The sequence below is a fragment of the Azospirillum sp. TSO22-1 genome (assembly GCF_003116015.1).
In the GTDB taxonomy this organism is placed as follows: Bacteria; Pseudomonadota; Alphaproteobacteria; order Azospirillales; family Azospirillaceae; genus Azospirillum.
In genome coordinates, this window is sequence record NZ_LGQZ01000135.1 from 18573 (window position 1) to 33152 (window position 14580).

The window sequence follows — 14580 nt, forward strand, 5'->3', positions numbered from 1 at the left end:
ATCAGGCCGCCAGAGTCGTGTCTTCGGTCAGCGCGGTGTAGGTCTCGCGCTGGTCGGCGAGGTTGCTCAGCAGGTCGGATAGGCTGTCGCGCAGGAACGGCGCCATCGACGTGTCCATCTTGCCTTCCACGACGCGGATGAATTCATCCAGGATGGCCAGGTGGACCTGTGAAGCGGCGTGGATTTCGTCCGAATTCATACGCGCGGCCATCTCTGCAATCTCCTGATTGGCGTGTATCCGATGCGCCAATTAGGCCATTTCGTCGGTTAACGAGATGTTAAGATCGCCATTCGTGCTAATGACGTTTGGGGATTACCTCTTGCGTATACTTCGGATATCGGGAAGAGGTGGGACTACGCCGCGGCATCCGTAGGGGTTTGACTTGTCGGGGTCTGGCTGTCCGGGGACGGCGCGAAGGTGATGATGCGGCCGGCGGGCAGGCGCAGTGTCATGGTGGTGCCGGCGCCGACGGTGCTCTCGCAGGTCAGGTCGCCGCCGTGCAGCTCCATGAAGTTCTTGGAGATCGACAGGCCGAGGCCGGTGCCCTCGTAGCGCCGGCTGGACGAGGTGTCGGCCTGCCGGAACGGTTCGAACAGGTGGGCCATGAATTCCGGCGCGATGCCGATGCCGGTGTCGGCGACGGCGATCGTCAGGCTGCCGTCCTCGGCGATGCGGCCGGACATGGTGACGCTGCCGCCCTCCGGCGTGAACTTCACGGCGTTGGACAGCAGGTTCAGCACCACCTGCTTGAAGGCACGGCGATCGACGGTGACCAGCGGCAGCCGCGACGCTTCGGACATCCGGTTGGTCAGCGTGACGCCGGCGCCGACGGCGCGGTCGCGCACCATCATCGCGCACTGGGCCACCGCCTCGTACGGGTCGAGCGGTTCCTCCGCCAGCTCGTAGCGGCCGGCCTCGATCTTCGACATGTCGAGCACGGCGTTGACGATGTCCAGCAGGTGCTTGCCGCTGTCGTGGATGTCCTTGGCGCAGGCCTTCTGCCGCTCGTTCAGCTGGCCGAAGAACTCGCTGTCGAGGATCTCCGAGAAGCCGATGATGGCGTTCAAGGGCGTGCGCAGCTCGTGACTCATGTTGGCGAGGAACTCGGACTTGGCGCGGTTCGCCATCTCCGCCTGGCTCTTGGCGGCGAGCAGTTCGGCTTCCTTCTGCTTGCGCAGCGTGATGTCACGGATGACGCCGACGAAGACCCGGCCGCGCTCGCGGTCGGCGTCGCCGTGCAGCACCAGTTCGCTCACCGCCAGATTCATCGGGAAGGTGGAGCCGCCGCGGCGCATCGCCAGCACCTCGCGGTCGGCGCCGATGATGCGCGACGCCTCGCCGGGCTTGTGCGCGCGCATCCAGCGGTCGTGGTCGCGGCGGAAGCCCTCGGGGATCAGGATGTTGATGCTCTCCCCGATCACCTCGGCCTCGCGGTAGCCGAACAGCTGCTCGGCGGCCGGGTTGAAGGTCTCGATGCGGCCGCGGGAGTCGATGGTGACCACCGCGTCCACCATGGATTCCAGGATGCCGCGGATGCGGCGCGAGGCCTGCGCCAGCTTCTCCTGGTCCTGCTCGCGCCGGCGGTGCTGGCCGACCACGAACCAAGTCAGCAGCGCGATGGCCCCGGCCATCGACAGGCCGATGAAAGTCCACGCCGCGCTGTCGCGCCGCCAGTCGGCCAGAGCGTCGTCGAGCGGCACCGTGGCGATCACGGTGAGCGCGTGGTTGTGGACACGGCGGAAGCTGACCAGCCGCCTGCCGCCGTCCGGCGCCGTCAGGATCATCGTTCCCTCGGGCGTCCCGTCGGGCGCCTGCATCGCTTCCCTGAGCGCCGGCCAGCCGGCGAGGCCGGCGGCGAACAGCGTCTCGGCCGCCGGCTGGTGCGCCACCACCGTGCCATCCTGCAGCACCAGCGTGGCGGTACCGCGCCGGCCGCTGCGCAGTTCGGCGAAGCTGCCGTCCAGATAGGCCGGGCTGACCAGGATGGCCAGCACCCCCGCGAAGCTGCCGTCCGGGGCGTTCATCCGGCGGCTCAGCGGGATCACCGACGTGCCGGCGAACACCCGGCTGACCATCGGCGCGCCGATGTACAGGCCGGCGTCCGGGCGGTCGCGGTGCACGGCGAAGTAGGCGCGGTCGTTGAGGTCCACCGGCGGCGGCTGGCGGTCGGCGGAATGGTGCCGGATGCGGCCGTCGGCGCCGACCACCACCAGATCGGCGATCTGCGGGAAGGCGTCGCGCCGGCCGCGCAGGTACTCGTAGACGCCCTGCGAGGCGGGGGTGCCGGCCTCGGGGTGGATGCCGAGCACGTACTGCATGTCGGCGAACAGCTGGTCGACGCCGAAGATGCGCTGCACCGCGTCGGACTCCAGCGTGCGCACCAGATGGTGGGCGCCGCTGCGCACCGACTCCAGCGTCTCGTTGTGGTGCTGCCAGATGCCGTAGCCGATCAGCCCGCCGACCACCGCGATGAAGGCGGCGCCGGAGGCGACCATCAGGAAGCGGACCGACCCCAGTGCGGCGTCCAGCCGCCGACTGATCCGTTCCGCCAAACCGACGCGCGGCGGTTCCGCCGTGGGGGCGGCTCGGTCGTGCATGGGCATGGGGCGGCGTCTCCACGGGGTGCGGGTGGAATGCTACACCTCTTTCGCACACATTTCATCAAGGAAGCCTACTTTTGGCAGAGGATATCGGCAAAACCGCATAGGCTGGCGGAACCGCATAGAGGGCATTCCCGCGACCCGGCCCGTGACCTGGATTGCGTGCACGGCCCGCATCGGCTAGGAAAAGGGCCTGTTTTTCCCCAAGCCCGCACTGCGGAGTCCCATGCCCGAAGGACCGCTTTCGCTCTATCGCGCCCGGCGCGGCACCGGGACGCTGCGCCCCGATCCCGACCAGGAGCTGGCCGCCGAGAAGCTGCAGAGCCTGTACTGCGCGTTGCGGAACTACCGGCCGCAGACCGGCAAGCTGGGTTGGCGCGAGCGCTTCGGCCTCGCCCGCCGGCCCGAGCCGGTGGAGGCGCCGCAGGGGCTGTACCTGTACGGCGGGGTGGGGCGCGGCAAGTCCATGCTGATGGACCTGTTCTTCGAGACGGCGCCGGTCGAGCGCAAGCGGCGCGTCCACTTCCACGCCTTCATGCTGGAGGTGCACGAGCGCATCCACAAGCACCGCCAGGCGCGCGGCAAGGCCACCGGTCCCGACGACGCGCTGCCCGAACTGGCGCGTCAGATGGCGGACGAGGCGTGGCTCCTGTGCTTCGACGAGTTCCACGTGGTGGACATCGCCGACGCGATGATCCTCGGCCGCCTGTTCACCGCGCTGTTCGACGCCGGCGTGGTGGTGGTGGCGACCAGCAACTGGGCGCCCGACCTGTTGTACAAGGACGGTCTGCAGCGCGAGCTGTTCCTGCCCTTCATCGCGCTGTTGAAGGAGAAGCTGGACGTGATGGCGCTGGACGGGCCGACCGACTACCGGCTCGACCGGCTGAAGGGCACGCCGGTGTACTACTGGCCGCTGGGGCCGGCGACCGACAAGACGATCAGGCAGCTGTTCGCCACTCTCACCGACGGCACCCACGCGGCGCCGACGCATCTGCTGGTGCAGGGCCGGCGGGTGGACATCGCGTGCGCCGCCAAGGGGGTGGCCTGGGTGAACTTCTGGGAGCTCTGCGGCAAGCCGTTCGGTGCCGCCGACTATCTGGCGATTGCCACGCACTTCCACACGGTGCTGATCGACGATGTGCCGACGCTGAAGGACGACCGGCGCAACGAGGCCAAGCGCTTCATGACGCTGATCGACGCGCTGTACGAGCACAAGGTGAACGTGGTCACCGCTGCCGACGGCCCGCCGGAGCGCCTGTACCCCGAGGGTCAGCACGCCTTCGAGTTCGAACGCACGGTCAGCCGGTTGATGGAGATGCAGTCGGAAGACTACCTCGCGAAGCAGCATCTGACGTGACGCCATGACCGAACCCGAACACCGTGACCTGCGCGACGTGCGCGTCCAGGATCTCGTCGAGCGCACCGGCATCGACGAGGCGATGATCACCCGTCTCGTGCACGGCTTCTACGGCCGCGTGCGCGAGGACGCGACGTTGGGGCCCGTCTTCGCCGCCGAGGTCGAGGACTGGGACGAGCACCTGCGCACGCTGGTGGACTTCTGGTCGTCGGTGGCGCTGATGACCGCGCGCTACGGCGGCCGGCCGATGCCAGCGCACATCAAGCTCGACGTCGGCGAGGAGCACTTCGCCCGCTGGCTGGAGCTGTTCCGCCAGACCGCGCACGAGGTCTGCACGCCCGAGGCGGCGGCGTTCTTCATCGGCAAGGCCGAGAACATCGCCCGCAGCTTCCAGATGGGGATCGCCTTCCACCGCGGCCGCTGAGCGACCCCGCGGCCCGTCAGGCCTTCATGTCGAAGACGCTCTTCAGCATCTCGTCCGCGGTCTTCACGACGGCGGCGTTGAACGCGTAGGCGGCACCGGCGACCATCTGCCGGGTCGTCTCCTGCGCCAGATCGACGTTCGGCGCCGCCACCATGCCGCCAGCATCGGCGTCGGGCGAGTCCGGCTGATACTCGGCATAGAGGGCGGGCGACATCGGCGCCAAGCTGGCGCGGACGCCGCCGGTCGGCAGCGCGGTGTTGACCGCCTGCAGCGGCACGTAGGGACTGCCCGAGGCGGGCGTGGACTGCATCGCGCCCAGGTCGCCATCCGCCGGCATCGGGCCGGAGGTGCGGGCGTTGGCGGTGTTCGACGCCGACGCGTCCAGGTGACGGGACGCCGCGGTCAAACCCGACAGAGCGGTGTTCATCGCGATGTTCATGGGGAAAGTGTCCTCCCGGGCCGGCGTGTGCGCAAGGGAAAAACGGACCGTCCGCCACGGTCAGCGTGGTGCCGGCAGCAGGGTGGCGACCATGCCCTTCGCCACCGCCTGGGCGACGTTCCTCGCCTTGAGCTTGCGCTTCAGATGCAGGATGTGCTGCTCGACCGTCTTCGGGGTCAGGCCCAGCTTGGCGGCGATGCGCTTGGCGGAATAGCCGGACGCCAACAGGCCGAGGCACTGCCGCTCGCGTGGGGACAACGACGGTATTCTGGGCGCCGCCACATCCTCCACCACCAGCTTCAGCCGCGACAGCGTCAGGAACGCCATCAGCCGATCGCCCTCGAAGAACGGCAGCGTCAGCCGCTCGTAGGCGAGCAGCCGCCCGTCCACGATTCCCTGCACCCGGTGGGCGGACGGCTCACGGTCATGTTCCGGGGCGCCGCGTTCGACCGGCGTCAGGCGCAGCTGCGTCGCTGAGTCGCACAGCGGCTCCAGCAGCCGGATCGCGCCCTCCGGTGTGCCGCCGTCCGGCGCCTCCTGCCAGCAGCGCAGGGCCTCCACGAAAGCCTTGTCCGTCACCGTGTCCACCGCGATCCGCTCGATCCGGCCGCCGGCCAATTCGCCCTGGGGCACGGGCTGCGGGAGGGCATTCGTTTCGGGACTTAAGGGATTTTTCCGGTATCGCGTCATCGGTCGCCTGCCGCCTATACGAGGTTGAATATCAATCTTGGCGTGTCCGCAATTGGCGATATCGCCGGCCCGGACCTGCCCGAAAACGCTCTGGAAACCCAAAAGGGGAGATCATCCATGGTTGCTCAGAAGGCTGGCGGCGTGCCGGCTGCGTCATCGTCGAAGCACGAGCACACCGCCTCCGACGGTCCGGATCCTAGGACGTCGGGCGGTGGCGGCGATGTGACGACCGTCACGCACCCGACGGATCCGGTGACTGGAGCCAATGGCTGGCACGGCCACAACCCGCGGCGGCAGGGCTTCGGCGCCGGCGACGATCAGTCCGGCGACGACGACGTGCCCGCCGTGAACGCCGCGCCGACCATCGGCGGGCTGCCGGCCGAGGGGCTGACGGTCGTGGCCGGTCAGGCGGTCGCGCTTCCCGGCATCACGGTGGACGATCCGGAGGACGGCATCCTCACCGCGTCTGTGTCGGTCAGCAACGGCGTCATCAACGGCCTGCCGGCCGACCCCACCTGGCCCGGTGTGAGCGGCCACTACACGCTGACCGGCACGGAGGCCGAGATCAACGCGCAGCTCGCCGCCGCCACCTTCACCGGGACCGCCGGCGGAGCGGGGCAGATCAGCGTGTATGTCTCCGACGGCCTGGCCGGCGCCTCCGAGACCGTGGAGGTGACCGTCACCAATGAGGCGCCGGTCCTGAGCGGGGTGCCCGCGGGGTATGTGACGGTGCGGGCGGGGGTCGCGAGCGCGCTGCCGGACATCACGGTGGACGATCCGGAGGACGGCCCGCTGACGCTGCGCCTGAGCGCCACCGGCGGCAGCCTGGGCGGGCTGTCGCTCACGCCGGAGGTGGTGAACGGCCTCGCGGTCTACACGATGACCGGCACTGAGCAGGAGATCAACGCGACGCTCGCCGACCTCACCTACACCGCCGACGGCGAGTCGTGGGGCACGGTGGACATGGAGGTCACCGACCAGGGGGGCGCTGTGACGATGGCGAACTACGCCACGTACGCCTTCAACCAGGGGCCGGCCTTCGACGGGGTGCCGACCGAGACCCAGTCGGTGCGGACGGGCGTGCCGGTGGCCCTGCCGGCGTTCACGGTCGACGATCCGGAGGACGGGCAGCTCACCGTCCGCCTGACCACCAACGGCGGCACCATCCAGGGCCTGCCGGCCACCACCGCGGACTATCCGTGGCAACGGTCGTACCAGCTGACCGGCACGGAGGCCGAGATCAACGCGCAGCTCGCCGCGGCCACCTACACGGCGGACGGGGTGGGCTGGAGTTCCATCGACATCTCCGCCCAGGACGACCATGGCTGGACCAGCTACGCCTCGATCGGCGTCGACGCGACCAACGAGGCGCCGACCATCGGCGGTATGCCGACGGGCGTCCTGTACGCCAGCGTGGGCCAGGCGACGCCGCTGCCAGGCATCACGGTGGACGATCCGGAGGACGGATCGCTGACGGTGCGCCTGAGCGTCTCCAACGGCGCCTTGGGCGGCCTGTCGGTCGATCCGATGGTGGAGGGCGGCACCAGGGTCTACACGCTGACCGGCACCGAGGCGGAGATCAACGCGGATCTTGCCGACCTCACCTACAGCCCGGACAACGAATGGGGCGGGAGCTTCGAACTCTCCGTCCAGGATGCCGGGGGAGGCTTTTCCTATGCGTACACCCCCACGCAGGGCACCGATTATGCGCCGGTCATCGGGGGCCTGCCGGAAGGGGGTGCGGTGACGGTGCCGATGGGCAGAGAGACCGCGCTTCCGGACATCACCGTGGACGACCCGGAAAACGGCATCGTGACCGTCCGTCTCAGCACGTACAACAACTCCATCAACGGCCTGCCGCTCGATCCCGCGTCGCAGGACGGCCTGTCCGTCTACGTGCTGACCGGCACCGCGGCGGACGTCAACGCGCAGCTCGCCGCCGCCACCTACACGCCGACGGTTGAGGGATGGCACAACATCGACGTCTGGGCCGAGGATTCGACCGGCCACGGCAGCGCGGCGTCCTTCACGATGAGGGTCACCGACGATCCGCCGATCATCAACGGCTGGCCCGAGGGGCCGTTGACGGTGACCTACGGCACGGTGACGGCGCTGCCGGGCATCACCGTGGACGAACCCGAGGACAGCATCCTGACCATCCGCCTGGCCACCAGCAGCGGCATCATCGAGGGCCTGCCGCGCGCTCCCGACGCCGGGCCGAACGACCTCTACTACGAGCTGACCGGCACCGAGGCGGAGATCAACGCCGCGCTCGCCGCCGCCACCTACAGGGCGACGCGGGAGGGGCCCGACTCGATCTTCGTCCAGACCTTCGACGGCACCAACATACCCACCCAGGGGTCGATCGAGGTCAACGTCGTCAATGGGGCGCCGACGATCAGCGGCGTGCCCGAGGGGATGCTGGAGATGCCGGTCGGCAAGGCGACGGCGCTGCCGGCCATCACGGTGGACGACCCGGATGGCAACGTCCTGTCCGTCCGCGTGTCCGTCATGAACGGCTTCATCACCGGGCTGCCGCAGGACCCGAACGTCCCTCCGGACTCGCCGTACTACCTGCTGACCGGCACCGCCGACGAGATCAACGCGCTGCTGGCCGCCGCCACCTACACCGCCGGGTACGAAGGGCAGGGCTTCCTTGGGATCGTGGCCACGGACGGCGCGGCCTATTCCAACAGCTTCGACATCCCGATCATGGGCACCAACCATGCGCCGGTCATCGGCGGGCTTCCCGAGGGGCCGCTGTCGCTCCGCTCGGGCGTCGCGACGGCGCTGCCGGCCATCACCGTCGATGATCCGGAGGACGGCATCGTGACGGTCCACCTGTATGCCTCCAACGGAACCGTGGAGGGGCTGCCCTATCCCGACTGGGCGGGCCCCGCGAGCGGCGTCTACGAGGTCACCGGCACCGAGCAGGAGATCAACGCGCAGCTCGCCGCCGCCACCTTCACGGCGTACCAGGAGGGGGCAGGCTACATCTCGGTCCAAGCCTGGGACCAGGGGTCCCACCTCAGCGACGCGCGGATCGATTTCACGGTCGTGAACGAGACGCCGGTCATCGGCGGGGTGCCGGCGGAAGCGACGCTGGTGCGGGCGGGGCTCGCGTCCGCTCTGCCGGACATCACGGTGGACGACCCGGAGGACGGGATCGTGCGGGTCGACGTGTGGTCCTCGAACGGCTTCATCGACGGTCTGGGCGACCGCACGTCGCCGTACTGGAACGCCTATCAGCTGACGGGCACGGAAGCCGAGGTCAACGCGCAGCTCGCCGCCGCCACCTACACGGCGTACTCAGAGGGGGCGGCGTCCATCTGGGTGTCCGTGTCGGACGCCGGCGGTCGTCAGAGCACGGCGGAGCTCCACGTGACGGCCCTGGACGAAGCGCCGGTCATCGGTGGATTGCCCACCGGACCCCTGTCGCCGTCGGTGGGGCGGGCGTTCGCGTTGCCGGACATCACGGTGGACAATCCTGAGGACGGCATCGTCAGCGTCACGGTGTCGACCCGGAGCGGCGCCATCGAAGGCCTGGGCGCCAGCACGACGCCGTACTCGAACTTCTATCAGGTGACGGGCACGGAAGCCGAGGTCAACGCACAGCTCGCCGCCGCCACCTACTGGGCGTACGCCGAGGGGCCCGGATTCATCACCATCCTCGCCGAGGACGGCACCGGCCACAGCAGCTCGGTGTCCATCGACCTGACGGGCGTCGACCGGAGCCCGACGATCAGCGGCGTGCCGTACAGCCTCGTGGAGGCCTCGCCCGGACAGGCGATCACGCTGTCCGGCATCACTGTGGACGACCCGCTGGACGAAACCCTGACGCTGACGCTGACCGCCCGCGCGGGCATGGTCGGCGGCCTGTCGTGCGACGTGACGACGCCCCAGCCCCTGACCTGGCAGTACCAGATCACCGGCACCGAGGCGGAGATCAACGCGCAGCTCGCCAACGCCACCTATGTGGCGATGAACGAGGGAGCGGCGGATATCGACATGGCGCTGACCGCGCCGGGCGGGCAGGCCGGCTCGTGGGAGCGGATCATGCTCGCCGGGACGTTGCCGGGCATCGATATCGACGAGACGCTGGTCGGCACCGACGGCAACGACCTGCTGTCGGGCGGTGGCGGCAACGACACTCTGTTCGGCGGTCTGGGCAACGACCAGCTGCTCGGCGGAACCGGGGCGGACCTCTTCGATCTGAGGGGCGAGTCGGGCCACGACTGCCTCGCTTACTTCAACCCGGACGAGGGGGACCGGATCCTGCTGTCGGCGGGCACGACCTACACGATCGAAAGCACGCCGGTGGACGACGCCCTGATCCGCTTCTCCGGCACCAGCGACCTGATCCTCACAGGCTGCCGCCCGAACGAGGTGTCGTCGTCCTGGTTCCTGGCGGCGTAAGGGGGCGTCCAAGGGGAAACGCAGCGGCGCGCCGGGTCAGCCCGGCGCGCCGTTTGCCGTTACGGCACCCTGGCGACGATGTGCCGGCGGTTGCCTACGCCGCCCGCAGCCGGTCGATGACCGGCTTGAACTCCGCCAGCACCGCCTCGTAGACCGGCTTCTTGAACGGCACGATCAGCGCCGTGAGGTCGGCGGCGTCCACCCACGTCCAGGCGTCGAACTCCGGGTGTTCGGTGGCGAGGTCGATGTCGGCGTCGCGGCCGGTGAAGCGGGCCGCCACCCACACCTGCTCCTGCCCGCGCCAGCGGCCCTTCCACACCTTGCCCAGCAGATGGTCGGGCAGGTCGTAGCGCAGCTTCTCCACCGTCTCGGTCAGGATCTCGGCCTTGCCGGTGCCGATCTCCTCCTTCAGCTCGCGCAGCGCCGCCTCGTGCACCGTCTCGCCCTCGTCGATGCCGCCCTGCGGCATCTGCCAGGCGTCGGCGGTGTCGCGGCGGCGGGCGACGAAGACCTGGCCGCGGCCGTTCAGCAGCATGATGCCGACGCACGGGCGGTAGGGCAGGGACGCGCGGTCCGGCTTCTTGCTCATCCGTTCGGACCTTTCGTCTGGGTGATCAGCGCCGACAGCGGCGCCAGCACGATGCCGCGGTCCTGCAGCCCGGTGGCCCAGATCGACAGGCGCTCGACCGTGCTGGGGTAGGGGAAGCCGATGCCGACGGCGGAGCCCTGCTGCTTGGCCACCGTCTCCAGCTCGCGCAGCTGGTCGTCGATGGCGTTGCGGGCGAGGTCGCGGTCGATGACCCGGTCGGCGGATGCCCGCGGCACGCCGGCCTTTTCGGCCGCCGCCGCGCCCTGGCTCTTCGGCGTCAGGCGCGGGTCGAGGAACAGCAGGCCGCGCGCCTTCAGGTCGTCCATCACCGGCTTCAGCGCGTCGGCGTTGCCGACGAACTTGCTGCCGGTCGTGGTGGTGATGCCGGTGTAGCCCATGACCTTGCTCATCGACCAGTGCAGCCGCTCGACGTTGCGGTCGGACGGCAGCGTGGTCAGCAGCGCGTTCGGGCCAGGGTCGTCACGCGGGAAGCCGAGGGGCTCCATCGGCACCGACAGCATCACCTCGTGCCCCTTGGTGCGCGCCTGCTCGACCCAGGAATCGAGCCGTTCGGCGTAGGGCAGGAAGGCCAGCGTCACGCCGACCGGCAGCTTCTGCAGCGCGGCGCCGGTGGTGACGCCGGACAGCCCCATGTCGGAAACGACGATGGCGATGCGCGGGCGCTTGTCGGTCGCCGGGAAGGGACGGGCGTAGACCTGCCAGGGCCGGCGGCCGTCCTCGGCGACGCGCGGCAGCGGGCCGGTCTTGGTCTCCTCGACCAGACCGGCGGCCGGGGCGGGGGTGAGGGTGACGAACGCCTCCTGCGGCGCCGGAGCAACCGGGGTGGGCGGCGGCGGCGGCGTGGGGGCCGCGGCCTGGGTCGGCGCCGGGGGCTTGGCCGGCTGCGGCGGGGCGGCGCCCTTGACGGCGACGGTGACCTGCGGCAGCCCGGCGTCGCGGGCCTGCACCGTCTCCTCCCCCTTCATCATCAGCCAGCCGCCGACGCCGGCCAGCGCCACCGCAAGCCCCCCGAAGGCGGCGAGCAGCGGCAGGGGAAGCGGCTTGCGCGGCTCGCGCTCGCGGTAGCGCCAGCGCTTGACGGCGTGGAGGTTCCGGAAACGCTCGCCGCCGCGCCGGATGGCGCCCAGCGGATCGAACTTCAGGCGGCCCAGCATGGCGGCGGCGTTCACGGACGTCCTCTGCGGTCAGTGCGCGGCGCGCGCCTGGAACAGCGCCACCCCGCGCAGCAGGTCGAGCGCACGCGACAGCTGGTAGTCGAACGGCGGCTTGTTGTCGTTCGACGCCTCGCCGGGCTCGACCGGCGGCGCGCCCGGCGTGGCGCCCGGGGCCGGGGTCGGCGGGGCCGGCGGCGCGTTGGACGCACCCGGCGCTGGGGTCGGACCCGAACCCGGAGGCGTGGCCGGCTTCGGCTTGTTGGCGGCGTCGTTGTTGCGCAGCGAGTGGCGCAGGTCGGCCTCGCGGCGGCGCTGGCCCTGGCTGTCCAACTCCTCCAGGCGGGCCGGCTTCACCTCGATGTCCGGGGTGATGCCGAGCTGCTGGATCGAGCGGCCCGACGGGGTGTAGTAGCGCGCCGTGGTCAGGCGCATGGCGCCGTGGCCGGGCAGCGGGATGATGGTCTGCACCGAGCCCTTGCCGAACGACTGCGTGCCGAGGATGACGGCGCGCTTGTGGTCCTGCAGCGCGCCGGCGACGATCTCCGACGCCGAGGCGGAGCCGCCGTTGACCAGCACGATCAACGGCAGGCCCTTGGCCATGTCGCCGGGCTTGGCGTTGTAGCGGGTGCCCTCCTCGGCCTTGCGGCCGCGGGTGGAGACGATCTCGCCCTTTTCGAGGAAGGTGTCGGACACCGACACCGCCTGGTCGAGCAGGCCGCCCGGGTTGTTGCGCAGGTCGAGCACGTAGCCCTTCAGCTTGTCGCCGGCCTGCTGCTGGAGCCCGGTGATCGCCTTCTCCAGGCCGGTCTGCGTCTGCTCGTTGAAGCTGGTGATGCGGATGTAGCCGACGTCGCCTTCCAGGCGCGAGCGCACCGACTGCACCTTGATGACGGCGCGGGTGATCGACACCTCGAACGGTTCGCCGGTCTCGCCGCGGCGGATGGTGACCTTGATGTCGGAGCCGACGGGGCCGCGCATCTTCTCCACCGCCTCGTTCAGCGCCAGGCCCACCACCGCCTCGCCGTTCAGGTGGGTGATGTAGTCGCCCGGCTGCAGGCCGGCGCGGAAGGCCGGCGTCTCGTCGATGGGGGACACGACCTTGATCAGGCCGTTCTCCATGGTCACTTCGATGCCCAGCCCGCCGAACTCGCCGCGGGTCTGCACCTGCATGTCCTGGAAGCTCTTCTTGTTGAGGTAGCTGGAGTGCGGGTCCAGCGACGTCAGCATGCCGTTGATGGCGTTCTCGATCAGCTGCTCGTCGCTGGCCTTCTCCACGTATTCGGCGCGGACGCGCTCGAACACGTCGCCGAAGAGGTTGAGCTGGCGGTACGTCTCGGATGTGTTGGTGTCGGCGGCGGTGAGGCGGCCGATGCCGGCCCCTACGAACACCATGGCCGCGGCGAAAGCGGCGCGCTTCATCATTCGCATCTAGCCTTGTCCTTTCCCCTCCGGCGCGCTGAACCCGCGTTCCGGGTTAATCGGCTGACCGTGTCGTCTCAGCTCGAAGTAAAGATCCGGTGTGCCGTCGGCGGGGGACGGCATGAGACCGACCGGTTCTCCGGTGGAGACATGCTTGCCGACGGACGTGTCGATCCGTCCCAAACCAGCAATCAGACTATGATATCCATTGCTGTGTTCTACGATCAAGATTTGCCCGTATCCGCGAAAAGGCCCGGCGAACATCACGCTTCCGGCATAGGGCGCGAGGATGGGCGTACCGGCCCTGGCCGAAATGGTGACGCCGCGGCTGGTGCCGCCGAAGCGGTCCTGCTCGCCGTAGCGCGCGATGACCGTGCCGCCGGCCGGCAGCCGCAGCCCGCCGTTCAGGATCGGCAGGTCGGGCGGGCGCTGCACGGCGACCACCTCGGTCCGGGCGGCCTTGGCGGCCTTGCGGTCGGCCTCCTTCTGCTCAGCTGATCTCTGTTCGGCGGCGCGGCGTTCTTCCTGCAGCCGTCCGGCTTCCAGTCTGGCGGCCGTCTCGATGGTGGCGCGGCGCTCCTGCTCGACCCGCTCCATCAGCTGGCGCAGGTCGCCGGCCTGGCTGGCCAGCCGCGCCATGTGCTGGGCGATGCTCCGGCGCTCCTCGTCGGTCTGGCGTGACAGCGCCTCGCGCCGGGCCACCAGGGCGGCGATCTCGCCCTCGCGGCTGGTCAGGTTGGCGCGGACGGAGAGCGTGCGGACGCGCTGCCCCTCCAGCCGCTCGCGCACGTCGGCGAGGCGCTGCAAGGCGGCGGCCAGCGCGTCGGCGCGCTCGCGCAGCGCCGGCACGGTGTCGCGCAGCAGCAGCGCCGAGCGCAGCGTGTCCACCGGCCCGTCCGGCGTGGCCATCACCACCTCGGGCGGGACGCGCGACAGCCGCTGCAGGGCGGCGAGCAGGCGGGCGATGTTCTGGCGTTCGGCGTCGAGCTTGGCGGCCTGGGCGCGCTCCTCGTCCTCCAGGGCGGCGAGGGTGCGTTCCAGCTCGCCGAGTTCGCTTTCCTGGGCGCGGGCCTGCTCGGCGAGGCCGACGAGGCGGTTGCGCAGGTCGGCCAGCTCCTTGCGGATGGCCTCCGACTGGCGTTCCAGGTCGCGCTGGCGCGCCTTGTCGGCCTGGATCTCCTGCTCGACGCGCCTGAGCGTCTGATTGGGCGCCTCGTCCTGCGCGAACGCGGGCGTGGTGAAGAGAAGAAGCAAAAAAGCCGGGGTCAAGGGGCCTAAAGGCCCCTTGCGGGGGGTAAGGGTGGCGGCGCCCCCCTTGGTCTTCCTGCCCCCTGTGTTCATCCCCTATTCCGCGGCCTCGCGCCGGGCGGCGCGGTCGATGAGGGTGTGGCCGGTCATCTCCGCCGGCTTGGGCAGGCCCATCAGATCGAGCAGCGTCGGGGCGACGTCGGCCAGACGGCCGCTGTGCAG

The 14580-nt window shown here is 70.0% G+C and carries 11 protein-coding genes; 3 read left to right on the forward strand and 8 right to left on the reverse strand.

Going from position 1 to position 14580, the window contains the following annotated elements; genetic code table 11:
- Nucleotide 1: 1 nt before the first annotated feature.
- Nucleotides 2–199, reverse strand: a complete 198-nt coding sequence (locus TSO221_RS29150; RefSeq protein ID WP_146208936.1) for a hypothetical protein — start codon at nt 197–199, stop codon at nt 2–4.
- Between the two features lie 155 nt (nt 200–354).
- Nucleotides 355–2604 (reverse strand): ATP-binding protein, encoded by a 2250-nt coding sequence (locus TSO221_RS29155; protein ID WP_109122017.1) that lies wholly within the window; start codon nt 2602–2604, stop codon nt 355–357.
- 223 nt (nt 2605–2827) lie between these two features.
- Between TSO221_RS29155 and zapE the strand changes: the two genes are divergently transcribed.
- Both zapE and TSO221_RS29165 read left to right on the forward strand, forming a co-directional pair.
- Nucleotides 2828–3958 (forward strand): cell division protein ZapE, encoded by a 1131-nt coding sequence (zapE, locus tag TSO221_RS29160; protein WP_109122018.1) that lies wholly within the window; start codon nt 2828–2830, stop codon nt 3956–3958.
- Between the two features lie 4 nt (nt 3959–3962).
- Nucleotides 3963–4382 (forward strand): group III truncated hemoglobin, encoded by a 420-nt coding sequence (locus TSO221_RS29165; protein WP_109122019.1) that lies wholly within the window; start codon nt 3963–3965, stop codon nt 4380–4382.
- 16 nt (nt 4383–4398) lie between these two features.
- Here the strand turns inward: TSO221_RS29165 and TSO221_RS29170 are convergent, their stop codons facing one another.
- Complete coding sequence (locus TSO221_RS29170) at nt 4399–4821, reverse strand: flagellar basal body rod C-terminal domain-containing protein (RefSeq protein ID WP_109122020.1); 423 nt, start codon at nt 4819–4821, stop codon at nt 4399–4401.
- Between the two features lie 60 nt (nt 4822–4881).
- Complete coding sequence (locus TSO221_RS29175) at nt 4882–5454, reverse strand: helix-turn-helix transcriptional regulator (protein WP_199229674.1); 573 nt, start codon at nt 5452–5454, stop codon at nt 4882–4884.
- Nucleotides 5455–5628: 174 nt separating this feature from the next.
- Between TSO221_RS29175 and TSO221_RS36900 the strand changes: the two genes are divergently transcribed.
- Nucleotides 5629–9927, forward strand: a complete 4299-nt coding sequence (locus TSO221_RS36900) for a hypothetical protein (protein WP_146208937.1) — start codon at nt 5629–5631, stop codon at nt 9925–9927.
- Nucleotides 9928–10021: 94 nt separating this feature from the next.
- On the opposite strand, the gene TSO221_RS29185 is transcribed toward TSO221_RS36900, so the two are convergent.
- The 4 genes from TSO221_RS29185 to TSO221_RS29200 are packed head-to-tail and all read right to left on the reverse strand — an operon-like array spanning nt 10022 to nt 14364.
- Nucleotides 10022–10516 carry an RNA pyrophosphohydrolase gene (locus TSO221_RS29185; RefSeq protein ID WP_109122023.1) on the reverse strand — a complete coding sequence of 165 codons (495 nt, stop codon included), beginning with the start codon at nt 10514–10516 and terminating at the stop codon, nt 10022–10024.
- Entirely contained in the window at nt 10513–11706 is a 1194-nt protein-coding gene (locus TSO221_RS29190) for a divergent polysaccharide deacetylase family protein (protein WP_247878317.1), read from the reverse strand. Before TSO221_RS29190 ends, TSO221_RS29185 begins: the two co-directional genes overlap by 4 nt.
- A gap of 15 nt (nt 11707–11721) precedes the next feature.
- Nucleotides 11722–13119 carry a S41 family peptidase gene (locus TSO221_RS29195; RefSeq protein ID WP_109122024.1) on the reverse strand — a complete coding sequence of 466 codons (1398 nt, stop codon included), beginning with the start codon at nt 13117–13119 and terminating at the stop codon, nt 11722–11724.
- Nucleotides 13120–14364 (reverse strand): peptidoglycan DD-metalloendopeptidase family protein, encoded by a 1245-nt coding sequence (locus tag TSO221_RS29200; protein ID WP_247878318.1) that lies wholly within the window; start codon nt 14362–14364, stop codon nt 13120–13122.
- Nucleotides 14365–14580: the final 216 nt, after the last annotated feature.

Bases quoted from the DNA above. Each gene is read 5' to 3' on its own strand.
- TSO221_RS36900 (WP_146208937.1), top strand. From the start codon at position 5,629: ATGGTTGCTCAGAAGGCTGGCGGCGTGCCGGCTGCGTCATCGTCGAAG.
- TSO221_RS29185 (WP_109122023.1), bottom strand. From the start codon at position 10,516: ATGAGCAAGAAGCCGGACCGCGCGTCCCTGCCCTACCGCCCGTGCGTC.
- TSO221_RS29170 (WP_109122020.1), bottom strand. From the start codon at position 4,821: ATGAACATCGCGATGAACACCGCTCTGTCGGGTTTGACCGCGGCGTCC.
- TSO221_RS29150 (WP_146208936.1), bottom strand. From the start codon at position 199: ATGAATTCGGACGAAATCCACGCCGCTTCACAGGTCCACCTGGCCATC.
- zapE (WP_109122018.1), top strand. From the start codon at position 2,828: ATGCCCGAAGGACCGCTTTCGCTCTATCGCGCCCGGCGCGGCACCGGG.
- TSO221_RS29195 (WP_109122024.1), bottom strand. From the start codon at position 13,119: ATGCGAATGATGAAGCGCGCCGCTTTCGCCGCGGCCATGGTGTTCGTA.
- TSO221_RS29165 (WP_109122019.1), top strand. From the start codon at position 3,963: ATGACCGAACCCGAACACCGTGACCTGCGCGACGTGCGCGTCCAGGAT.
- TSO221_RS29155 (WP_109122017.1), bottom strand. From the start codon at position 2,604: ATGCCCATGCACGACCGAGCCGCCCCCACGGCGGAACCGCCGCGCGTC.